The sequence below is a fragment of the Kushneria aurantia DSM 21353 genome (assembly GCF_000382245.1).
Classification (GTDB): Bacteria; Pseudomonadota; Gammaproteobacteria; order Pseudomonadales; family Halomonadaceae; genus Kushneria; species Kushneria aurantia.
Genome location: NZ_KB907869.1, coordinates 12,358 through 33,885 on the forward strand (window position 1 = coordinate 12,358; position 21,528 = coordinate 33,885).

At 65.6% G+C, this 21,528-nt stretch carries 22 protein-coding genes; 9 read left to right on the forward strand and 13 right to left on the reverse strand.

The genetic code is table 11. The features are described 5' to 3' along the window. The 9 genes from H146_RS0107465 to H146_RS0107505 form a co-directional block, all read right to left on the reverse strand. Positions 1 to 972 (reverse strand): lysophospholipid acyltransferase family protein, encoded by a 972-nt coding sequence (locus H146_RS0107465; protein WP_019951254.1) that lies wholly within the window; start codon positions 970 to 972, stop codon positions 1 to 3. Next, on the reverse strand, positions 972 to 1,754 hold the full coding sequence (locus tag H146_RS0107470) for a glycosyltransferase family 2 protein (protein WP_019951255.1): 783 nt from the start codon (positions 1,752 to 1,754) through the stop codon (positions 972 to 974). Before H146_RS0107470 ends, H146_RS0107465 begins: the two co-directional genes overlap by 1 nt. Beyond that, positions 1,751 to 3,418, reverse strand: a complete 1,668-nt coding sequence (locus H146_RS18805; RefSeq protein ID WP_019951256.1) for an ApeI family dehydratase — start codon at positions 3,416 to 3,418, stop codon at positions 1,751 to 1,753. The genes H146_RS0107470 and H146_RS18805 overlap by 4 nt, the downstream gene beginning before the upstream one ends. Beyond that, positions 3,415 to 3,963 (reverse strand): COG4648 family protein, encoded by a 549-nt coding sequence (locus H146_RS21720; RefSeq protein WP_019951257.1) that lies wholly within the window; start codon positions 3,961 to 3,963, stop codon positions 3,415 to 3,417. Before H146_RS21720 ends, H146_RS18805 begins: the two co-directional genes overlap by 4 nt. A 14-nt stretch (positions 3,964 to 3,977) precedes the next feature. Continuing rightward, on the reverse strand, positions 3,978 to 4,253 hold the full coding sequence (locus tag H146_RS0107485; protein WP_019951258.1) for a phosphopantetheine-binding protein: 276 nt from the start codon (positions 4,251 to 4,253) through the stop codon (positions 3,978 to 3,980). A gap of 124 nt (positions 4,254 to 4,377) precedes the next feature. Beyond that, a complete protein-coding gene (locus tag H146_RS0107490) occupies positions 4,378 to 5,094 on the reverse strand; it encodes a beta-ketoacyl synthase chain length factor (protein WP_019951259.1) in 717 nt (238 codons plus the stop codon). A 78-nt stretch (positions 5,095 to 5,172) separates the two neighbouring features. Continuing rightward, a complete protein-coding gene (locus H146_RS0107495) occupies positions 5,173 to 6,699 on the reverse strand; it encodes a PhnE/PtxC family ABC transporter permease (RefSeq protein ID WP_019951260.1) in 1,527 nt (508 codons plus the stop codon). Further along, positions 6,686 to 7,378, reverse strand: a complete 693-nt coding sequence (locus H146_RS0107500) for an ATP-binding cassette domain-containing protein (protein ID WP_019951261.1) — start codon at positions 7,376 to 7,378, stop codon at positions 6,686 to 6,688. Before H146_RS0107500 ends, H146_RS0107495 begins: the two co-directional genes overlap by 14 nt. 4 nt (positions 7,379 to 7,382) lie before the next feature. Further along, positions 7,383 to 8,237, reverse strand: coding sequence for a putative selenate ABC transporter substrate-binding protein (locus tag H146_RS0107505; protein WP_019951262.1), 855 nt, complete (start codon positions 8,235 to 8,237; stop codon positions 7,383 to 7,385). Positions 8,238 to 8,681: 444 nt separating this feature from the next. Here H146_RS0107505 and zwf point away from each other — a divergent pair, with 444 nt between their 5' ends. From zwf to H146_RS0107520, 3 genes are read left to right on the forward strand one after another with little or no spacing between them, the layout of a single operon-like run. Then, positions 8,682 to 10,163, forward strand: coding sequence for a glucose-6-phosphate dehydrogenase (gene zwf / locus H146_RS0107510; protein WP_019951263.1), 1,482 nt, complete (start codon positions 8,682 to 8,684; stop codon positions 10,161 to 10,163). Continuing rightward, positions 10,150 to 10,830 carry a 6-phosphogluconolactonase gene (gene pgl / locus H146_RS0107515; RefSeq protein WP_019951264.1) on the forward strand — a complete coding sequence of 227 codons (681 nt, stop codon included), beginning with the start codon at positions 10,150 to 10,152 and terminating at the stop codon, positions 10,828 to 10,830. The genes zwf and pgl overlap by 14 nt, the downstream gene beginning before the upstream one ends. 56 nt (positions 10,831 to 10,886) lie before the next feature. Continuing rightward, positions 10,887 to 11,549, forward strand: coding sequence for a bifunctional 4-hydroxy-2-oxoglutarate aldolase/2-dehydro-3-deoxy-phosphogluconate aldolase (locus H146_RS0107520; protein WP_019951265.1), 663 nt, complete (start codon positions 10,887 to 10,889; stop codon positions 11,547 to 11,549). Positions 11,550 to 11,707: 158 nt separating this feature from the next. Here H146_RS0107520 and H146_RS0107525 read toward each other — a convergent pair whose 3' ends face one another. From H146_RS0107525 to glk, 3 genes are read right to left on the reverse strand one after another with little or no spacing between them, the layout of a single operon-like run. After that, positions 11,708 to 12,574 carry an aldo/keto reductase gene (locus H146_RS0107525; protein WP_019951266.1) on the reverse strand — a complete coding sequence of 289 codons (867 nt, stop codon included), beginning with the start codon at positions 12,572 to 12,574 and terminating at the stop codon, positions 11,708 to 11,710. Continuing rightward, positions 12,571 to 13,446: a D-hexose-6-phosphate mutarotase gene (locus H146_RS0107530; RefSeq protein WP_019951267.1), complete on the reverse strand. Its 876-nt coding sequence runs from the start codon at positions 13,444 to 13,446 to the stop codon at positions 12,571 to 12,573. Before H146_RS0107530 ends, H146_RS0107525 begins: the two co-directional genes overlap by 4 nt. Continuing rightward, positions 13,443 to 14,402: a glucokinase gene (gene glk / locus H146_RS0107535; protein WP_019951268.1), complete on the reverse strand. Its 960-nt coding sequence runs from the start codon at positions 14,400 to 14,402 to the stop codon at positions 13,443 to 13,445. The genes H146_RS0107530 and glk overlap by 4 nt, the downstream gene beginning before the upstream one ends. A gap of 582 nt (positions 14,403 to 14,984) precedes the next feature. Here glk and gap point away from each other — a divergent pair. From gap to H146_RS18810, 4 genes are all read left to right on the forward strand, one after another. After that, positions 14,985 to 15,986 (forward strand): type I glyceraldehyde-3-phosphate dehydrogenase, encoded by a 1,002-nt coding sequence (gene gap / locus H146_RS0107540; protein WP_019951269.1) that lies wholly within the window; start codon positions 14,985 to 14,987, stop codon positions 15,984 to 15,986. A 142-nt stretch (positions 15,987 to 16,128) separates the two neighbouring features. Beyond that, positions 16,129 to 16,827, forward strand: coding sequence for a haloacid dehalogenase type II (locus tag H146_RS0107545; protein WP_019951270.1), 699 nt, complete (start codon positions 16,129 to 16,131; stop codon positions 16,825 to 16,827). Between the two features lie 173 nt (positions 16,828 to 17,000). After that, complete coding sequence (locus H146_RS0107550; RefSeq protein ID WP_019951271.1) at positions 17,001 to 17,312, forward strand: hypothetical protein; 312 nt, start codon at positions 17,001 to 17,003, stop codon at positions 17,310 to 17,312. 211 nt (positions 17,313 to 17,523) lie between these two features. Beyond that, the gene (locus H146_RS18810; RefSeq protein WP_019951272.1) at positions 17,524 to 18,381 is read left to right on the forward strand and encodes a dienelactone hydrolase family protein; all 858 of its coding nucleotides are present in this window, start codon (positions 17,524 to 17,526) and stop codon (positions 18,379 to 18,381) included. A gap of 57 nt (positions 18,382 to 18,438) precedes the next feature. Here the strand turns inward: H146_RS18810 and pncB are convergent, their stop codons facing one another. Then, entirely contained in the window at positions 18,439 to 19,605 is a 1,167-nt protein-coding gene (gene pncB, locus H146_RS0107560) for a nicotinate phosphoribosyltransferase (RefSeq protein ID WP_019951273.1), read from the reverse strand. Positions 19,606 to 19,770: 165 nt separating this feature from the next. Between pncB and H146_RS0107565 the strand changes: the two genes are divergently transcribed. Beyond that, complete coding sequence (locus H146_RS0107565; protein ID WP_019951274.1) at positions 19,771 to 20,910, forward strand: GNAT family N-acetyltransferase; 1,140 nt, start codon at positions 19,771 to 19,773, stop codon at positions 20,908 to 20,910. 38 nt (positions 20,911 to 20,948) lie between these two features. Then, positions 20,949 to 21,518 carry a fasciclin domain-containing protein gene (locus H146_RS0107570; protein WP_019951275.1) on the forward strand — a complete coding sequence of 190 codons (570 nt, stop codon included), beginning with the start codon at positions 20,949 to 20,951 and terminating at the stop codon, positions 21,516 to 21,518. Positions 21,519 to 21,528: the final 10 nt, after the last annotated feature.

Below are 21,528 nucleotides of genomic sequence, written 5' to 3' on the forward strand. Positions count from 1 at the left end.
TCAGCTCCCGGAGGACTCCGGCACGCGCTGTTCCGGGGTGGCGGACCGGGCGTGCCAGAAGGCATAGAAATTGAACCACTGTAGTGGATAGCGACAGCAGTAGTGTTCCAGACGTTCCACGAACAGGGTCATGGCGGTGGCGATCCATGTCGAACGTTCGCGCCGTGACGGGTCGGCGCCGTCGCCGAGGGACTCGAAGTGGACGTGATAATGCCCTTGATGACGGGCGCAGATCAAAAAGTAGAGCGGGCAGCGCAGCAGGGTGGCGAGCCAGAAGGCGCCCTCGGGAAAGGGCGCCGTCGCGCCCAGAAAGGAGATATCCCGGCGTCTGGCATGCTGTTCGATGGGGTCGCGATCGGCGGCGATGACCACGAAACCGCCGGCTGCAATACGCGCCTGCAGGCGTTGAGCGGTGGCCGGTCCCATGTCGCTGACCTCGATCAGTTCCACTGCCATGGGCCGCTCGATATCGTCGAACAGCGCGTTGAAGCGCCGGGCATGGTGGGTGTGCATCACCAGACTCATTGACAGCTCCGGTCGCAGCCGCCCCAGCAGCTGGCAGATTTCATGGTTGCCGAGATGGCTGACCACGATCAATCCGCCGCGGCCGCTTTCGATGGCGGCGGCGAGACGGTCGCGATCCATCACCCGGACACGGTCGAGATCGAGCCGACCGTGGAGGGCAAGGATACGCTCCAGCATGGCGGTACCAAAGCTGGTGAAGTGGGCCAGGGTGGCAAGACGCGGTAGTCTGACGCCGGGGCAGAAGTGGCGCAAACGGTGCTGATATTCCCGCGAGGCGCGCCGCGCCAGCGGCCGACGCAGCCAGTAGTAGAGGGTCACCGGCGCCAGTACGGCGCGAAACACGCCCATGCCCAGGCGCTCGTGAATCGCCAGCATCAGGCGAATGCCGGCGGTCGAGCCGGATTCGCCGATCGACGCCCAGTGGCGCTCCCGGTCTGCGCGCGACATCAGCGCTGCTCCTCGCCGGCGGGCGTGGCGCTGCGGCGCGCCAGCAGTGACGGCAGGCGGCGCAGCATGCCAGCGGTCAGGCGCAGGTGCATGCGGGCCATCAAAAGGTTGTCGCGCAGCAGCCGGAAATGTGACACGCCATCCACCGGGTAGCGCACGCGCACCGGCAGATTGTCGACCGCGCCACCCTGCCAGAACCAGCGCACCAGCACTTCGGTATCGAACTCCATGCGATCGCCACAGGCGTGACGTGCCAGCAGGGCGTTGATCGCCGCCAGCGGATAGAGGCGCACGCCGCACATGGTGTCGCGCAGCCGTATCGACAGGGTGTTGCCCCATACCCAGAGGTGGGTAATGTAGCGGCTGGCGAAGCGCAGCCAGGGCACGCTGTGATCGAAACGGGGATAGCCGATCATCAGGCACGTCGGATGGCGTCGGCCGGCGTCGATGAAAGGCGCCAGCGAGGCGCTGTCGTGCTGGCCGTCGGCATCGACCTGCAGGGCGTGGCTGTATCCCAGCGCGGCGGCATGGCTCAGTCCTTCGCGCACCGCACGCCCCTTGCCGCCGTTATGCGCCAGTCGCAGCAGCCTGACGTCGTCTTCAGCCGTCAGTGCGTCGAGCACGCCGGCGCACTCCCGGTCGCTGCCGTCATCGACCAGCAGGATCGGCAGTCCCAGCGCTTCGCGCAGGGCCTGACAGGTTGCGGCCACGGCGTGCTCGTGGTTGTAGACCGGTATCAGCACGCAGGGGCGAAAGGCGTCATGCGGGTGCTGCTCGCTCAAGAAACGTCTCCTGCCGGCAGTAGCGTCATCTGTAGATGATCGCCGCGATGGGAGAAAAGCCGCACGGCCAGCCGCCGGTTGGCGCTGCGGCCGAGCGTCAGGGTAGCGCGATCGCCGGGCAGCAGGGCGGCGGGAAAGCGCACCCGGTGCAGGTCGCGCCAGCCACCGGGGTTGTCGAACAGCGCCTCGGCACGCTGTCGCGCCCACTGGATCAGGACGATGCCGGGCACCATCGGCCGCGCCGGGAAGTGGCCCGCCAGCGACGCCAGCCGTTCGGGTATTTCCAGCGTCAGCCGCCAGTCGTTGGCGCCGAGCTGCTCTGTCCCCAGCCAGCGCGGCTGGCGGCGGTCATCAAGGTCGTCGAACAGCGCGCGCGCCGCGGCATGGGTCAGCTTGCCCTGGGTGTTGCGCGGCAGCCGCGTCACGAAGCGCCAGAAACGTGGCAGTGTCACTGCCTCGAAGGTGGCCGACAGGTGTTCGCGCAGCGCGGCGATCAGCGCTCGGCGCGCCTCGTGGTGGGCCGGCAGCCGCTCTTCGTCGAGTGCCACCAGCGTGCCGATGCGACCGCCGGCGTGGTCGAGGGCGAGACAGTGGGCGGCGTTGACGCCCGGCGCGCATTCGAGGTGACGCGCCATTCCCTCCAGCGAGACACGGCGGGCGCCGATCTTGACGATACGGTCGGCGCGTCCCAGCAGCCGGAAACGCTGCGGCGTCGCCTCGACGAGCGCAATGCGGTCGGCGGCCGCGCCGTTATCGTCCACGCAGCGCGGCGAGACCAGCCGGGCACCAGCGGCGTGAGCTGTGAGGCTGACGTCGTCGAGTGGCGTCCAGAGTGTCTCCCGTGCCGGCTGACGAAAGCCCAGTGCGCCACATTCGGAGCTGCCGAAGATTTCCACCACCGGCGCGCCGAAACGCGCTTCGACGTCACGGGCGGTTGCCGGGCTCAGCGCTGCCGCAGCGCTGAAAATGCGCTGCGGCCGGCGCTCGCCTGGGCCGCTCGGCGTGTTCGGCAGCCGTGAAAGCTGAGGCGGCGCGCTGATGACTGCGCTGACCGATAGTCGTGCCAGGCTGGCGTCGAGCTGTTCCGGCCAGCTCAGCGTCTCCAGCCCGAAGGGGCGATTTTCGACCAGCGCGCGCAGCAGGCCGGCGGTGAGTCCCCAGGTGTGCTGATGGCTTACCTGACTGATCACCGCCCCCGGGCCCAGCGGCCAGTGGCGATAAAAGGCGTGAACCTCGCCGTCGAGCTGCGAGAGCGTGCGCTGAATGGGGGTTGGCGTGCCGCTGGAGCCGGAGGTGAACAGCACCACCGCCGGCTGCTGCGCCGCCAGCGCGGTGACAGGCAAGGCCGGCGCTGTGGTGGTCGCCAGCGTACCATCGAGCAGCGTCACGCCCTGCCCGGCAAGGGCCGCACGGGTGGCAGGCAGATTGTCACCCGGCAGCCACACGCGGCGGCCGGCGTGCCACAGCCCCAGCAGGGCAGTCACAAAGCGCCACGGGTCGGGCTCGAAAAGCGCCACTTCGCCGGCCGGCAGCGCCGCGCCCGCCCAGCGGGCGACGGCGTCAAGGAGCGCGGCGCGGCGGCGCGACGCCGTGGTCGACACGGCGACGATGTCATCGGCGTCGCCCTTCGACCAGGGCGCGGCGGAGAGTGGCGTGAGACTCATGCCGCCGCCCGGCGTCGCGCGCGCCGACGCACAGGGTATTCGAGGGCCATCAGCAGGGCGGGCGGCAGATACGCCAGTGCCCCGTTCCACAGCTGCCACAGCCACAGCGGCGCCCATAGCGCGGTGGCCAGCGCCGCCAGCGTATTAGCGCTCAGCAAAAGCCCCCAGACCAGCGTCAGGCGGCGGGTATAGCGCACGCCCGAGGCAGGCAGTCCGGGTTCGCTCAGGCGTGCCAGGCGTTCGATCAGCGGCGTCCTGGCCAGGCTGGCGAGAAAGGCCGCGGCCAGCGCCAGATTGAGCGCTACCGGATAGCAGCGCACGCCCACCTCCGCCCGGCCGCCGATCAACGTCGCGCTCAGCAGCGCCGCCAGCGTCAGCGTCAGCCAGCGCCGCTCACTGCGCCGCAGGGCGGCGATCAGGCAGAGTGCGATCAAAACGATCAGCAGCGCCTGCACGCCCAGCAGGGGCAGCACCACCCACAGCGCCAGCGGCAGGGCGGCGAGCGGCAGTAGCGCGAGCAGTGACGACGGCGGGCGCGGCGGCATGGCGGCTATCGCCTTCAGTCGGTGCGGCGTTCGGCAACCAGCGCGCTCAGCTTGCGCAGGCTGGCGAAGTGGTCGCGGTTCTCCTCGGCATCGCTGTCAAGGCGAATGCCATAGCGCTTTTGCAGGGCGAGGCCCAGCTCCAGTGCATCGATCGAGTCGAGCCCCAGGCCGTCGCCGAACAGCGGTGCCTGCGGGTCGATATCGTCGGCGCTGATATCCTCGAGCTCCAGCGCGTCGATAATCATGTGGGCGACATCGCGTTCCAGCTCGCTCAGCGGGTGATCGGACATCCTGCTTCTCTCTGTTGCCGCAGCGGTCTGACGCCGCTGCATGCCGGCCCCGTGGCCGGGGTGGCGTGGTGTCATGGTGGCGCTATGATGCCAGATTCGCCCGCCGCTTGCCTGCGCTCGAGGTTTATGCCGGCCCGGCAGGGGCCAGCCGCCAGCGGCGCGGCGGCGCCCTGGTAGCCAGCGCCGCGCCGTCGGTCAGCCAGTCGACCAGCTGCGCGACGGTGATCGGCGCGGGTTCGGCGCTGTCGCGTGGCTCGCTGGTCAGCGTGCGACTGCCGGGTTGGTCGCGCAGAGAGAGCTGCAGAGCCACCGCCGCCGGATACTCGGGGGCGTCGATGCGATAGCGCGCCGGTACCGGCGAGTCGGTCAGCACCAGCACTACGCTGTCGCACCCTTCGGCGAGATAGCCGCGGGCCTCGGCAAGCAGCGCCTCGAACTCCTCGCCGGCGGCGGCGATAGCGGCCATTGAGGTGTGGTTGCCGGCGGCAATGGAGTAGACGCCGAGTACGGCGTTGTGGACCGACAGGCCGAAGCGCGCCGGCGACAGCGGCTCGCCTGCGGCGAGGGTGTCGAGCATATCCAGCGGCCGGTGACCGTCGCCGTGGCGCGAGGCGTGCAGTATGGGCACTTCGCCGGCGCCGATATCGAGTTCGCTCAGCAGTTCGCACACCGCGCGCCCCATCGGTGTCAGACGACGGCGCAGCATGGCCGGCACCGCGGCGGCGGCGGGTCGCTCGTCGGTCATGATGGCGCCACTGTCGGCCCGGCCGGCGCGCTGCGGCAGCCAGCCACGCCAGCCGAGCAGCTGTAGTTCGGGGGCAGTGACACGGGGTGAGGACATGGGGCTCTCCGTAACCAACAGCGGCGATTTTAAGCAGCCCCGGGTGGATTGATAAAGCCCGCGCTCTTTGCATGCGCTTCAGTTGAAGGATGTCGCGCCCGGTACCGGCGTGCGGCGTCCGCCGCGCTCGGCGGTGTGGCGCAGCCGGCGCAATACGGCGTCGACGGCGACGTTGAGCAGGGCGGTAAGGGTCAGCAGCGCCACGGCATAGTCGAACTGCAGCCAGGCAAAGCTCGAGTCGATGTGAAAGCCCAGCGTCGCCACCCCCAGCATGCCGAGCAGGGCGGTTTCGCGCATGATCACCTCGGCGCGGTAGAACAGCAGCGCCAGCAGCCCCGGGTAGACCCCTGGCAGCAGTTCGTAACTGTACAGGTCAAGGCCGCGCAGCCCCGGCATGCCGGGCGTCAGGCTATCGGCGTGGCGAGCCACCAGAAAGGCGATCAGTGCGCCGTTGTGCAGCGCCAGTGCCAGCCAGGCGGGCAGCATGGAGGGGCCGGTCAGCAGCAGGAAGATAAAGGCCAGCAGCAGCTCCGGGGTCGAGCGCAGAGCGATCAGCAGGCCGCCGTTCAGGGTGCGGCTCGGGCGGCTGCCGAAGTGGCGGCTGACCAGTGGCCAACACACCAGGGCCACCGCCAGGCTACCGACGGTGCCCAGCAGCGCCAGCAGTAGCGTATTGCCGATCGCCGGCAGCAGGTCGGGCAGCCCCGCCAGCCAGCCCGGCAGGGCGGCGAGATCGCCGTTGCGCAGCGGCGGAGGCCAGATATCGACGCTGACGAACTGCCACACCAGGGTGAAGTCGACCGCCGGCCAGGGGCCCAGCAGCCAGGGCGTAGCCAGCAGCCACAGCGGCAGCAGACGGCGATGCGCCCACCAGGGCAGGAGTGCGATCAGCAGGTAGAAAATCCACAGCAGCGCGCCGGCTTCATGATAGCGCCCCTGGCGGAAAGCGCTTTCGAGGTGATAGCCCAGCGTGGGGATACCCACAAAACCCAGCAGTACGCTGGCGCGCAGGGCGCACTCGAAGCGGTAGCGGGTATAGGCGGCCAGCCGCTGGCGGGCCAGCGGCAGCTCGACGTAGAGAAAGCGTGACAGGCGGTCGGTGGCGCGCGCCAGGGTGTCGCCCGGCGCGCGCTCGACCTGCTCTAGAATCTCGGCGTAGACGCGGGCGAAGGTGGCGGCGTAGGGCAGGGCGATGGCGGCCAGCGCGGTAACTGCCGAAAGGCCGAAGACCTGCAGAAAGAGCAGCGCCCAGAAAAGCTCGTGGATGGCGCGCACGAAGGCGCAGGCGCTACGCAGCAGCGCCGAGCGGTTGAACAGCAGCGCCAGTGGAAAGCCCAGTGCGACACCCAGCGCGACTCCCCAGAAGGCGAAGGCGATGGTCAGCGCCAGGGCGTGCAGCGGCGACTCGGTAGCGCTGAAGTCGGGCTGTATGAAGCCCGCCAGCATGCGGCCCAGCTCCGCCCAGGGGGCGCCGGTGGTGATCGACAGATCGGCCAGCGGCAGCAGTACGGCGGTCAGCAGCAGCAGGCCCAGCGTCAGCCGTACCAGCGGCGCACTGCGAAGGCGCTGTCGCCAGCCGGGTAGCGGGGCGTCAGCGCTGGGCATAGAGGGCGTCGATGCGGCTGCGGTCGAGGGTGTCGACGGGGGCATCGAAGACGATGCGGCCGTCAGCGATGGCGATGATACGCTGGAAGTGTTGCAGGGCCAGTTCACGCTGATGCAGTGCCACCACGCTGGTGCTGTGGCGCTGCTCGGTCAGAGCCAGCAGTTGGCTCGCCTGGCGCGGGTCGACGCTCGAAACCGGTTCGTCGCCGACAAACACCTCGCGGTTCTGATAGAGGGCTCGGCCGATCATGACGCGCTGGCGCTGACCGCCGGAGAGGCTGTCGACCCGCCGCAACAGCAGCCCGGCCAGCCCCAGTTCGGCCGCCAGCGCGCTGATGTCGTGCCAGGCGGCGCGGCGCGGACGCACCAGGTTGACGAGATTCTGCCAGCGCGAGAAGGCGTGCAGACGCCCCATGTAGATGTTGTGATAAGCGCTCAGTGACGGCACCAGCGCATCCGCCTGGGGGCACCAGGCGGCACTGTCGGCGAGCCGTTCGCGCAGTGCCGCCAGCAGTGTCGACTTGCCCGCGCCACTGCGCCCCAGCAGGGCGACCCGTTCGCCGCGATGCAGGGTCAGGCTGACCCCGGGCAGTATCACCCGGTCGCCGTAGCCGAGGTCGACGCCGTCGAGCTGTAAAAGCGCCTCGCCCGCTCGTGCGCTGCCGTGGTCCTGCGCCATGGCGTCAGGGGCGCAGCAGATCGAGCGCCTGCCCCGTCTCCTCGATGGGGGCGTAGTCGTCGTTGTCGGCGGCAATGAAGCCGGAGCGGGGAAAGCTCTCCAGCAGGCTCGGGTCGCTCATCGACAGCAGGGCCTGCTGAATCTGCGCGGTGGTATCGTCGCCAAAGCGTTCATCGACATCGCCGCGAATGGTCCATTGATAGTCGGGATAGGGCGGCGTCTGCCAGATCACTTTCACCTCGTCGCTATCGACCCGACCGTCGGCCACGGCGGCATCCCACACCTTGTAGTTGACCGCGCCCACGTCGAAGCTGCCGGCGGCCACCAGCGCAATAGTGCGGCTGTGATCGCCGGAGAAACCGACCCGTGAGAAGATTGCCTGCGGCGACGCATTGAAGCGCTGGCGCAGGTAATACTCCGGCATCAGCCGGCCCGACGTCGAGGTTCGGGCGCCGAAGGTAAAGCTCATACCTTCCATGTCCTCGGGCAGCTGCGACTGATCGGCGGCCAGTCCGGTATCGGCGCCGGCAATGAAGTAGCTGCGAAATTCGGCGTCCTCCACGCCCTGGGCGATCGCCTGCGAACCGGGCACCAGCGCGCGTGCCTGGACGCCGGTCAGGCCGCCGAACCAGGCCAGCTGCACCTGATTGTTACGAAAGGCGCTGACCGCCGCCGGATAGGACTTGACCGGCACGTACTCGACATCCAGCCCGGTCTGCTCGGCGAGATAATCGGCGACTCGCTCGAAGCGTTCGACCAGTCGTGCCTCGTCCTCGTCGGGGATGGCGGTGAAATGAAAGGTTTCGGCATGAACGCTACCGGCAGCGAGTGCCAGCGCAAGGGCGGAAAGCCAACGCATCGGGGAAACTCCTCAGAGTGCGTGCTTGAAAGGGAGCGTTATTGAAGTAGTCGCGTGGATCGTGCTCCGGCATCCTGGCACGCTGACCGGTTAATACAACCCCCGGTGGTTTGTGGCTGATGACCGGCCGGCGCGATACCGTATCGTGAAGGGCGCCGGATGTTCACGCGGACGGCTGAAGTGTGTCATACATTGGTCTAATAATATGGAGCAAAGCGACAAAATCAGGGGTCGAAAAGGCAAAAGAGCGTCCCCTCTCGCCATGATGGCTGATATCATTGAAGCATATACAGCCACTGTAGTGTCCGGCTATGGTCATACCATAGCGCTGCAAACTGCTGCTGTTACGCTGCGGGTTGCAACCACCGAAACGATCATTTGCGAGGGTGACGAGCCGATGTCCAGGGTTGTCGCAGTTCCGGCCGGATCGAAAGGGAGCACGGCATGAGTTTAAAGGACGACACCAGTACTGCCGTCGATCTGGCCCTGTTCGGGGCGCTGGGTGATCTCGCCCTGCGCAAGCTCTACGTGGCACTTTACCATCTTGATCGTGAAGGCCTGATGGCCGACGAGACGCGCGTTCTGGGGCTGGCCCGACAGGATTACGACGGCGATGCCTTTCGCGCCAGGGTGCGCGATGCGCTGGAGTCGCGCGTGCGCGCCGACGAGCGCAGCGAAGAGAGCATGACGCGTTTTCTCGGCCGGCTCGAATATCGACAGGTCGATTTCAAAACGCCCGGCGACTACGCCGCTATCGCCCAATGGCGCAGCGACAGCAGCCTGCCGCTGACCATCTATCTGTCGGTGCCGGCGGCGCTTTACGGCGATATCTGCTCGAGTCTCTCCAGCGCTGGCTGTCTTGACGACGCCTCACGGGTGGTGGTCGAAAAACCGATCGGCTACTCGCTGGAGAGTTCGCAGGAGATCAACGACGCCATTGGTGCGGTATTCGACGAGAGCCGCATCTACCGCATCGACCACTATCTGGGCAAGGAGACGGTGCAGAACCTGCTGGCCCTGCGCTTTGCCAACCCGCTGTTTGGCGGCCAGTGGAACCAGTCGCACATCTCCCACGTCGAGATCACCGTGGCCGAAACGGTGGGTATCGAAGGGCGTTGGGGCTACTTCGACCAGGCCGGTCAGCTGCGCGACATGGTGCAGAACCACCTGATGCAGCTTTTGTGCATGATTGCCATGGACCCGCCTTCCAGTCTCGATGCCGACAGCATCCGCGACGAAAAGGTCAAGGTGCTCAAGGCGCTGCGGCCGATCGACAGTGAGCGGCTCAATACCGATGTGGTGCGCGGGCAGTACATTGGCGGCACCATCGGGGGCAAGGCGGTGCCGGGCTATCTCGACGAAGAGGGCGCCAACGTCGATTCGCGTACCGAAACCTTCGTCGCCTTCAAGACCGAGATTCAGAACTGGCGCTGGGCCGGCGTGCCTTTCTATCTGCGCACCGGCAAGCGCATGCCGGAGAAGCTGTCACAGATCGTGATTCACTTCCGGCCCCAGTCGCACTACATTTTCGACCCCGATCAGCGCAGCATGGCGACCAACCGCCTGATCATCCGGCTGCAGCCGGACGAGGGCATCGCCCTGCAGGTGCTGACCAAGGACAGCGGGCTGGACAAGGGCATGCGCCTGCGTACCGGGCCGCTGTATCTGGACTTTCATACCGCCTTCCCCAGCGCGCGCATTCCCGATGCCTACGAGCGTCTGCTGCTCGAGGTCATGAAAGGGCAGCAGTATCTGTTCGTGCGTCGCGATGAGATCGAATATTCGTGGCGCTGGGTCGATCGCCTGATCGACGGCTGGGAGTCCCGCGACATGGCGCCGCGGCGCTATCCGGCGGGCTCCTGGGGGCCGGTATCATCGATTGCCATGATTACCCAGGATGGACGCAGCTGGTATGAAGACTACTGAAACCCCGGACGAGCGCTCTCGTCTCGCCCTCGATCTGGCCCGCAGCGTCGCCGTGGCGCTGGAAGAAGACCTGAGCCGTCAGCAGCGGGTCACGCTGGTGGTTTCCGGCGGCAGCACGCCAAAGCCTTTTCTGCAGGCGCTGAGTGCCATCGAGCTGCCCTGGTCGCGGGTCGACGTGACGCTGGCCGATGAGCGCTGGGTGGCGATCGATGACGATGACAGCAACGATCGTTTCGTACGCACGCATCTGCTGATCAACCATGCGGCGCAGGCGTGCTTTCATTCGCTGGTCAACGACGCGGCCGGTCCGGAGGAGGGCGCCGCCGAGGTCGGTGAGCGCATCGCAGCGCTGAGCTGGCCGGCCAGCGTGGTGGTGCTGGGTATGGGGGGTGATGGCCATACGGCGTCGCTGTTTCCCGACAGTGAGCAGCTGAGCGCCGGTCTGGAGAGCGATGAGACGGTGATCGCGGCGCATGCGCCCAGCGTGTCGCAGCCGCGTATCAGCCTGACCCGCCACAGGCTGATGCAGTCGCGGCGACGCTACCTGCATCTCACCGGTGAGGATAAAAAGCGCACTTTGGCGGCCGCGATGGCCGGCAGCGACGTTCACGAGCTGCCGATCCGCGCTTTTCTCGACGCCTCACTGGCACTTTACTGGGCTCCGTGACAGGATAAATTATCGGCTGTCGGGTCCTGCATGGATCGACGGCAACAGGAGGTTCTATGCCATCTGATAAACAGCTTCCCTCCACGCGCACTACCGAGCTTGACAGTATCTGTCAGCGCGTCAGCGTCATTCCGGTACTGACCATCAACCGGCTGGAGGACGCCGTGCCGCTGTGCCGTGCGCTCTACGAAGGCGGACTGACGGTGCTGGAAATCACCCTGCGTACCGACTGTGCCATGGAGGCGCTGCTGCGACTGCGCGATGAACTGCCGGAGGCCAGCATCGGCGCCGGTACCGTGCTGACGCCGGCCCAGTATCGCCGCGCCGAGGATGCCGGGGTCGATTTCGTGGTCACACCGGGGACCACCGACCGCCTCTATGAATACGGTATCCAGAGCCATGTACCGCTGCTGCCCGGCGTCTCCACGCCCACCGAGCTGATGACCGGCTGGCAGTATGGCTACCGCCGCTTCAAGTTCTTTCCCGCCGAAGCCAGCGGCGGCGTTGCGGCGCTCAAGTCGATGGCCGGACCCTTCCGGGACGTGCACTTCTGCCCGACCGGCGGGATCACGCCTGACAACGCCGCCAACTATCTCAGGCTGCGCAACGTAATGTGCGTGGGCGGCACCTGGGTGGCGCCAAAGGAGATGATCGAAGAGGAGAACTGGGACGCTATCCGCGATATCGCCCGCGAAACCGTCGAAACGGTCAAATACTGAACTGCATGAGGCGGGCTGAACGGCTCGCCGCAACCCTCTCTCTCGGCAGCCTCGGCTGTTGTTTGCCCGTCTGTTCGCAGGCGGGCTTTTTTGCATCCGTCTACCGAACCGGCAAGTGTCGGCATTGATTCGTCGCCGCCACGCCCGGCGGGGCTGTCTCAGGGCACCCGGAAGGCGCGCGCCGCTTCCAGCAGCGCGAACCACTCGGGGCGCGACAGGGTCAGGCCGGCATCGCTTGCCAGCGTGCGCAGGCGTTTCTCGCGCAGCGTACCGACCACCGGCACCGGGCGGCCGGGCAGGGTGGTCAGCCACGCCAGCGCGACGCCCGCCGGGCTGACGTTGTGGCGCCGGGCAAGATCGCCGAGCATCTGGCCCAGCTGGTTTTCGAAAATGCGTCCGCCCCATAGCGGCGAGCAGGCCAGCCCGGTCATGCCGTCCTGCTGAAGGCTCTGCCACAGGCCGTCGAAAAGCACCGTGTTGTGGGCCACCGACAGCGGCAGCTGCTGGCAGGCCAGCGGTGTCTGCATGGCGGACTGCAGGTGACGCCACTGGGCCGGCAGGAAGTTGGCCACGCCCACTCTTTTGACGCGGCCGTCGGCGATGAAGGCGTCGAGCGCACGCCCGGTCGCCGCGACGTCCATCAGCGGGTCGGGCCGCATCAGCAGCAGGGTGTCGATCCGCTCGACGCCCAGCGCTTTCAGCACCCCTGTCAGGGAGCGTTCGAGCCCCTCGGGGCTGGTGTCATAGTGCTTGGTTCCCATTCCCGACGAGTCCTGCAGCGCCGGAATCACGCCCAGTCGCACCACCAGCCGCATGTTGCGGGCGAGATCGGCGTCCAGGCCGATGGCGCGCCCCAGCAGATCGGTGAACTCACCGCCGCCGTCGATGGGAGCGTGGTCGAACCAGTGCAGACCCTCGTCGACGCGCGACGACAGCCAGCGTGCCAGTCCGGCCGAGGACAGCAGGGCATCGTAGCGATGCAACCGGCTCAGGCCGATGACAAAGGGGGCGTCGACCATGCTCATGGCGCAGTGGGCTCCGCGGGTTCGGCGCTGATGTGCAGCGCCAGCAGGTGCTGGGCGCCCGGGGCGAGCCACACCGGGTCGAGGCGGGTGCAGGCCGGCTCGATGCAGAGGAAGGCGTAGCGCTGTTCATCGGGAACGTCACCCGGGGCGCTGTCGCCGGGATGCCATACCACGCTCGAGTCGCTGCCCTGTTTGGCGATGCGCAGACGGCGCTGGCCGTCGTCGAGCAGTAGCGGTCGGCTCGAGTGGTAGATACGATCCAGCGCGCCGCGCACGCCCAGTTCGCCATTCTGATCGCGCTCGGCGAAGTCGTCGAGCTTGTCGAGATAGCGCGCGCCGGCCAGCCCTTCGACACGCGCGCGATGAACGTCCGCTACGGCGAAATAGGCGTGCAGCGCCTGGGTCAGTTTGAGCGGCGTCTCGCCGCGATGCTCGGTGATCAGTTCCAGCTCCAGCCGCCGGGCGTTGGCGCGAATGACCAGCCGCGGTGCGAGCTGGTCATGCAGCGGTTTTTCGGGGGAGAGGTGAATTTCGACGCCCCCTTCGATCTCTTCGTCGATGGCGTCGATGCGCCAGTCGGCGGTGCGCGCCAGGCCGTGCATGGGCCCCTGGCCATCTTCCGGCTCGGCGAACCAGGGCCAGCACAGCGGTACACCGCCGCGAATGGCGCCGGGCACTGCTTTGGGTGTCGGGGTCGTCCACAGCCAGCCGCGCTCGCCGGCGGGGGCGTAGTGCAGCAGGTGAGCGCCCTGGCGCGACACGATCAGCTCGCCCCAGGACTCGTTGATGACCAGCAGGGAGCGGCCCTGCCAATCAGCGTCGCGGCGTCCACGGGTCGCGCTCAGCAGATCTGCAAACGTCTCCGCAGTCATGACACCTCCTCGTTGTGCAGGGCTTCGGCAGCCCCCAGCAGGCCGGTCCATTTGGCAGTGACCACCCAGGTCACGATATCGGCATTGTAAGGCGACATGCGCCCCTTGTCGGCAAAGGCGGTGCGAAATTCGCTCTCCTGCAGCATATCCAGAATACGCGGCAGGATACCGCCACACAGATAAACGCCGCCGCGGGCGCCCAGCGTCAGGGCGGCATCGCCGGCGACATGGCCGAGAATCCGGCAAAACTGCATCACCGTACGCCGCGACATCTCGTTGCCATCGCGGGCGGCATCGGTGATCGCTGCCGGCGAGTCCAGGCTTGCCTCGACGCCTTCGAATTCGCACAGCGCATGGTACAGGTCAAGTAATCCCTGACCGCACAGCACGCGCTCTATCGAGACGCGGCCATAGCGCACGCGCAGCCATTGCAGCAGCGCGATCTCGACGTCATCGGTGGGGGCAAAACCGGCGTGGCCGCCCTCGGCGGAAAGCGGAATCCAGTAGCGCTGGCTGGGCGCCAGCCCGGCCATGCCCAGGCCGGTTCCCGGCCCCATCACCAGGCGGGCGCGGCCCGGCTCGCTCCTGCCGTCGCCGACGCGCACCAGGTCGTTGTCGTCAATGTGCGGAAGCCCCAGCGCCATTGCCGTGAAATCGTTGATGACCTTGAAGTTTTCAAGCCCGAGGCGGCTTTTCATGTCGCGCTTGCCGAAATGCCAGGGGTTGTTGGTCATGCGGATGTCGTCGTCGTGTACCGGGCAGGCGAAGGCCAGGCAGGCCTCGGTGGGGGCGTCGCCGCCCACCTTGTCGAGGTAGGCACTCACGGCGTCATCAAGGTGGGTATAGTCGGCGCAGGCAAGGGTCTCGATATGCTGCAGATCGAATTCACCCGGGGTGACCAGAGCGAAACGGGCGTTGGTGCCGCCGATATCACCAACAAGGGCGGGGCGTGTCATGGGGGCCTCCTGAAGCAGTCTGTCCTGTCCGGGCTGTTATGGTTGTCGACGTCAAAAACAGCGTGCGTCGTCAGGTCGCATCCTGCCATATCCGCGACGTCGAGTGGGTGATATCGGCCCGGTTTCCGCCATTATAGCGACTGTGAGCCTTTTGCCTTGTCTTGTAGCGATCAGGCTGACACGATTCACCCATGGCATACGCCATTGCCCGCTCGTACTCGTTGGTGGCGCCGCCGGCTTTTCTTGACCATGCTGAATAAAAGGATAAAAGTGTCGATTGCGCCCGCGAACCGGCAGGCAGCGATGCCTTTTCCGGGGCCGAGGCGCCAGCGCGCTGCGGCATCGGGTTTGCACAACACGGTTTAACGCAACATCCTACAAGTATTGCGGACGAACCGGCGCACCCTGAGTGAACCGGTCGTTCATAACAAGGCCGAAGACCGAGAGAATTGCGGCTCAGCCCTGCAGTATTCGACGCCTACCGGCAGCCTGACGACAGCGCAGCGTCGTCCCGCCGCTGCCGGGGATATTTGAATCCTCGCAGGCCATGGGCTCTACTCAATGAATTCCGGAGGAAATAACATGACGCTTCGTGTCGCAATCAACGGGTTCGGACGTATCGGACGCAACACCTTTCGTGCGCTATACGAAAACGGCTACCGCGACCGTATCGAGGTAGTGGCCATCAACGATCTGGGCGATCCGGCGCTCAACGCCCTGCTGCTGGAAAATGACACCACGCATGGCCACTTCAACGCCGAGATCAGCCACGACGACGACAGCTTCACCGTCAATGGCGACCGGGTACGCATCCTCTCCGAAAAGGATCCGGCCAAACTGCCCTGGGGTGAAATGAACGTCGATCTGGTGATGGAGTGCACCGGTATCTTCACCAAACGCGCCGATGCCGCCAAACACATCGAGGGCGGTGCCAAACGGGTACTGATCTCCGGCCCCAGTGGAGATGCCGATGCCACCGTGGTGTTCGGCGTCAACGAACAGACCCTGACCGCCGAGCAGACCGTAGTCTCCAACGCTTCCTGTACCACCAACTGTCTCGCCCCGGTGGTCAAGGCGCTGCTGGATTCGGTAGGCATCGAAAACGGCCTGATGAATACCATTCACGCCTACACCAACGACCAGAACCTGGCCGACGTTTATCACAAGGACCCGTTCCGGGCGCGCAGCGCGACCCATTCGATGATTCCGACCAAGACCGGTGCGGCCTCCGCGGTGGCTCAGGTACTGCCGGAGATGGCGGGCAAGCTGGACGGTTTCGCCATTCGCGTGCCGGTTCTCAACGTGTCGGTGGTCGATCTGACCTTCACCGCCTCGCGCGAGACCAGCCGTGAAGAGATCAACCGCATCATGGAAGAGGCCGCTGCCAAATCGCCGGTCCTCAACGTCAACGCCAAACCGCTGGTATCCATCGACTTCAACCACAACCCCAGCTCTTCGACCTTTGACACCAATCACACCCGTGTCAACGGCCGGCTGGTCAAGATTCTCTCGTGGTACGACAACGAGTGGGGCTTCTCCAACCGCATGCTGGATACCGCCCTGGTGATGGGCGAGACGCTTTAAGCCGCGAGAGACCCGCCGGGTCCTGCGGTAGTGTTTCATGGGGCGCCTTCGGGCGCCCCTTTCTGTGACTGTCTTTCAAGAGCCGTCTTTCAAGAGCCGTCTTTCAAGAGCTGTCTTTCAGGAACTTTCTCATGGAGGAGATATGACCACGCTTCTGGCCTTTGACGTTTACGGCACCCTGATTGACCCCTGGGCTATTGCCGACGAGCTGCAACCGACGCTGGGTGACCGGGCCGATGCCGTTTCGGCGCAGTGGCGCGCCAGTCAGCTGCAGCTTTCTTTTCGGCGCGGCCTGATGGGGCGCTACGTTGACTTTGGAACCTGCACGCGGGACGCGCTTGATGTTGCCATTGCGGCGCAGGGGCTCGAGGTGGATGAGACAACGCGCCGTGAGTGGATGGCAGCCTACCAGCGGCTGCCCGCCTTCGATGAGGTCGATGCCGCCCTGGCCGGCCTGGTGGCGGCCGGTTTTCGCTGTGTGGCCTTCTCCAACGGCACCGCAAAGGCCATGCAGACCGTGCTGGGCAACGCCGGCATTGATCATCACTTCGAGGCGATGATCAGCGTCGATGCGATCAAACGCTTCAAGCCCGACCCGGCGGTCTATCACGATATGATACGTCGTACCGGTGCGCTGCATCGCGACAGTTGGCTGGTATCGAGCAACAACTGGGATGTGCAGGGCGCGCGCCATGTTGGCCTCAATGCGGCCTGGATTCACCGCGATCCGACGTCGATCATCGAGGATCGGGCGCTGGTCCCCAACCTCGAGGTGAGCGGGCTTGACGAACTGGAACCGGCGCTGGCCCGGCATGAGACGGGTGGCGCGGCGCTGAAATGAAAAACTGTCGCTGCTGGGCGACAGAAATATTGACAATTTTGAAGTGTTCTGCTCGTCTTGCTGTGTTAGTGTATAAGCATCTGATAGACAATCAGAACCGGTTTTTTGCGCTCGAATGCAACACAACACCAGGGGACGACTGCCGTTCGAAGGCAGCAGCAGGTCAGCCAGCCATGTCTGATAATATTTCCAGAAAGTTCGTCAGCGGCGTTCATCAGCTGCTGGGCTCGACGCTGCGTGACAGCCGTCGCGAGCGCCAGGGGCGTATTGTGGGTATCGATCAGACGCGCGAGCATCCGGTCATCGATATTGTCTGGCAGGGCCAGGCCAAAGCGGAGCGCACCATTATTACCTTCGACCAGCTCGATGATCTTGTCAGGGCCTGCGCACAGCGCGACAGCGGCAGTAAAGCGCCATGCGACGCTGAAGCCAACGGCGGCGGGTCGGAGCCGTCCGCAACACTCGAGCAGCGCTACCGCGCCTGAGACGTTCGCTTCCTTATCCTTTTTCGGGCCTCGCCGCTGTAGCGGCGAGGCCCGTTTTTATAGCGGCAGCGGCCTGCGGGTCTGCACTGACCCGGCCGGGCATGTCACCCGTTCATCGCTATACTGAATGTAGCGACCTTCGCTGCACCGCAAGGAACCAGCCCGGCTCGGTGTAACGGCATCAATGATTCAAGGTAGACAGGGAGCACCCATGAGAAACGTTTTTCTCGGCCTTTGCCTCGGGGCCGGCATGCTGCTGGCCGGTACCGGTGCCTGGGGCAATGAAGAGGGAACGCTGGGGCGCATCGGCCCCGATGTGGAGACGCGCACTTTGAGCTATAGCGTCGATGGTGAAACGCACAGCGGCTATCTGGCACGTGATACCCGCATGGAGGGCGAACGCCCGCTGGTATTGATAGTGCACGAGTGGTGGGGGCTGACCGACTACATCCGTCAGCGTACCGAACAGCTGGCGGCGCTGGGCTATGTGGCACTGGCCGTCGACATGTATGGCGGTGGCAGAACGGCGACCCATCCGGACGACGCCGGCAGTTTCTCGCGGGAGGTCATGAGTGACTGGCCGGCAGCGCAGCGCAACCTGGAAACGGCGATCGCCGAGGCGAGCCGGGTGCAGGGCGTCGACGCCGACCGCGTGGCGATTATCGGCTACTGTTTCGGCGGTGCAGTGGCGCTCAATGCCGCACTGGCCGGTATGCCGCTCGATGCCGTGGTGAGTTTCCACGGCAGCCCTTCGCAGGTGGTTGATGCGCCACAGCACTTCGACGGCCGCGTGATCATCCAGAACGGCCTGGCGGATCCGCTGGTCGAGCAGAGTGCGCTGCAGTCGCTGGCGGATACCTTCGAGTCAGTGGATACCGATGTCACTGTGGTGCAGTATCCGAACGCCATGCATGCGTTCACCAACCCTTACGCGGATGCGAAGGCGAGAGAGTTCGATCTGCCGCTGGCCTACAGCCCCGCCGCCGATGCGGCGAGCTGGCAGGTGATGCTCAACGTCTTCAATCGAGCGTTTTCCACCGGCGCCGAGCAGAGCGGTAGCCGGCAGTAACGTCGGCTGAGATCGCCCGCTCACGAGCGCTCCGGGCTCCTTTTGCCAAGCAAGCGTTCAGGTCGGCAGGGACAGGATGCGGCGGGCAAGGTTGAGCATATCGGCCTCGCCCGTATTCTTTTCGCGGATGTCGGAGAGCTTGACCACCGGCAGCCACTGCTGACCCTCCGGGCGCGTTTCGGTCATCTTGACCACCATATTGAGCGGTTTAAGACCCACATCGTTGGTGAAGTTGGTACCGATGCCGAAGGACATGCCGATGCGACCCTCGCAGAAGCGGGCGATCTTCTCCACCTTGTGCGGGTCGAGGGCATCGGAAAAGATGATGGTCTTGCTGCGCGGGTCGATGCCGTAGTGCTCGTAGTGGTCGATGGTCGCCTTGGCGAATTCGATCGCATCGCCGCTGTCGTGGCGAATGCCGTCGAACAGTTTGGCAAACATCTTGTCAAAACTTTCGAAGAACACCCGCGTGGTGAAGGTGTCCGACAAGGCGATACCCAGATCGCCGCGATAGACCCGTACCCAGTGCTCCAGCGCCAGGGTGTTGGCCATCTTGAAGCCGAAGCGGGCGGCGTGAAACATGAACCATTCGTGGGCGTGAGTGCCCAGCGGTTTGACCCCGTGACGATGCGCCAGATGCACGTTGCTGGTACCGCTGAAAGCGCTGCCGCCGTAGCGTTTGAGGGCGCCCACAACCCGGTCGTGTACCGCATAGGAGTGGCGCCGCCGGGTGCCGAATTCGGCGATGCGCACCCCCAGTTCGCCGTAGTGCTCGATCTTGTCGCGGGTGCGCTGTACCACCACCTCATCGTCGTCGCGCGGCTCGCCGTGCATCTCGTACCAGATCTGGCTGATCAGCGTCATCAGCGGTACCTCCCACAGGATGGTGCGGTACCACAGTCCCTCGATGGTGACATGGAGCGAGCCGCCGTGCTGCTCGATGGTCACCTCTTCGGGCTTGTAACGAAATCCCTCCAGGAAGTCATGATAGGTGGGGTCGAGATAGGGGCAGGTGACCTCCAGAAAGCGCCGCTCCTCGGCGCTCAGCGCCAGTGCCGCCATGGCATCCACTTCGCGGCGCAGGCGCTCGCCGAAGCCCGGCGGGAAGACGTGTTCGCCGCGGTTGATGAACCCGTAGCGCGCCCAGGCCGTCGGGAAGAGCTTCACCACCGCGTTTTGCATGGTGAATTTGTAGAAGTCATTATCGAGAAGCGAGTGCAGCATGGAGCGGATGGTGTCTCTGTCGGAAAACCTGAAAAGGTGGGCATGGCACCAGCGCCACCTGCCGCAGCACCGATGGCTGCCTGACCGAACAGAATAGCGCAGCCTGAAGGCTGACTCCATCCTGTGGCGGCTACCCTGCCGCCCCCACGCCAAAGGAGAGGCGTCATGCATCTGAAGGTCCGCGATATCGATGCCGTCTGCGACATCGAGACCGCGCAATGGAACGCGCTGACCGGGACCGACTACCCCTTCCTGCGCCATGAGTTTCTCGACGCGCTGGAGCGTTCCGGGGCGGTATCGCCGCACAGCGGCTGGACCCCGCGGCATCTGACCCTGTGGCAGGGGCAGCGGCTGGTGGGTGTCATGCCGCGCTACTTCAAGGATCACTCCTGGGGTGAATACGTTTTCGACTGGCAGTGGGCCGATGCCTGGGAGCGTGCCGGCGGGCAGTACTATCCCAAGCAGCTCAGTGCCATTCCCTTCACCCCGGCCAGCGGGCCAAGGTTGGCGCTGGCCGAGGATATCGACGCTGGCGCGGCGCTGACCGCGCTGGCCGAGCATATTGAGGCTGCCGGGCTGCTCTCCTGGCATCTGCTGTTCCCCGATGCCGATCAGGCGGCGCGCTGGCGCAAGGCCTGGCCCGCGCTGCTGGAGCGCCAGAGCATGCAGTATCACTGGTTCGATCGCGGCTACGGCGACTTCGACGGCTTTCTCGCCACCATGACCTCGAAGCGGCGCAAGGAGACCCGCCGCGAAAGGCGGCTGGTTGCCGAGCAGGGATTGACCATGCGTCGTCTGACGGGCCGCGACATCGACGAGACGGCACTGCACCACTTTTATCGCTGCTATCAGATCACCTATCTCGAACACGGCCAGCGCGGCTATCTCGACTTCGAATTCTTTCGTCTGCTGTGGCAGCGCATGCCGCAGGCGCTGGTGCTGATCCAGGCGCTGGATGGCACGGCGCGGCCGGTTGCCGCAGCGCTCTGTCTGCAGGGATCGACTACGCTTTATGGGCGTTACTGGGGCAGCGAAGTCGTGGCCAGCTGTCTGCACTTCGAAACCTGCTACTACCAGGGTATCGAGCACTGCCTGGCGACCGGCCTGAACCACTTCGATCCTGGTACCCAGGGAGAGCACAAGATTGCGCGCGGCTTCGAGCCGATCGTTACCCGCTCGCTGCACTGGCTGGCCCATGACGGCTTTCGTCAGGCGGTCGAGGCGTTCCTCGGCCACGAGCGCGGGGCGGTTGACGAGTTACGTCACCGGGTGTCGGATATGCTGCCGTTTCGGCGCGGTGACTGACGCCCCGCATCGGGATCCATGAAGCGGAGTTTGCAACGATGATCAGAAGAGTGACAATCGCGCTACTGCTGGCGGCCCTTATGGCTACCGCTACGGCCGCCTCGGCCGGCGCTTCCGAGTCGGGCCAGCAGTCCCGACAGCAGCAGCCGGGCGAGCGTCTGCGCGGAGAACAGCGCAGTCTGCTGCAGGCGCTCGAGGAGGCCGGGAAGTTCAACACGCTGCTTAAGGCGCTTCGCCGGACGGGGCTTGCCGAGGAGCTGGCGGATGGCGGCCCCTGGACACTTTTCGCCCCCACCGACCGCGCTTTTGCGCAGCTTTCGGACCAGCGCCGCAAGGCGCTGCTGAGCGGCAATGACACCGCCTGGCTGCGCAAGCTGCTTGAGCATCACATTCTGCCCGGGGCAGTGCCGGAGAGCGAACTCGGCGTGCTGTCCCATCCCCAGGCGCTGAACGGACAGCTGCGCATCAGCCGTACCGACAGCGGCTGGCAGGTCAATGACGTCCCCGTAGCGGGCAGCGAGATACGCAGCCGTAACGCCATCATTTATCCCATCGACGGCCTGCTGACGCCCTTCGATACGACCAACATCAGTCCGGGCAACCACTGAGCAGGCCGTA